Origin of the sequence: Rhodococcus sp. T2V, from assembly GCF_029269925.1 — a bacterium.
Lineage (GTDB): Bacteria > Actinomycetota > Actinomycetes > Mycobacteriales > Mycobacteriaceae > Rhodococcus_F > Rhodococcus_F koreensis.
Genome location: NZ_JARJBD010000535.1, coordinates 1 through 334, shown reverse-complemented (window position 1 = coordinate 334; position 334 = coordinate 1). Strand labels below are relative to the sequence as shown.

The following is a 334-nucleotide window of genomic DNA, read 5'->3' as shown; positions in this document are numbered from 1 at the left end:
CCATCGTGTCCGAACCCACCGCATCGCAGAAGGTCGAGCTGACCGACGAGGAGATTTTCGCCGGCCACGTCGGGGGAAAGCTGTCCGTGGAGTTGACGGCCCCGTTGGACAGCCAGCGCGACCTGTCCATCGCCTACACCCCGGGTGTCGCGCAGGTCTCCCGCGCCCCGAGCCACCACATCGCGGACCGCGGCGGCCACCGCCGCATCGTCGAGGGCACCGTTCAACCGCACCGCCACCGGAATGTTGTACGTCGCCGACGGCCCCTCGAATTTGTGAAGGAACCACAACCGGGCCTGCCCGAACGACAACGGCACCCGCTCCGGCCGCACCC

1 pseudogene is annotated in these 334 nt (G+C 68.9%); it reads left to right on the top strand.

The features are described from left to right. Positions 1-2: 2 nt before the first annotated feature. Positions 3-334, top strand: a pseudogene (locus tag P3H15_RS55295) (hypothetical protein); the annotation flags it as partial.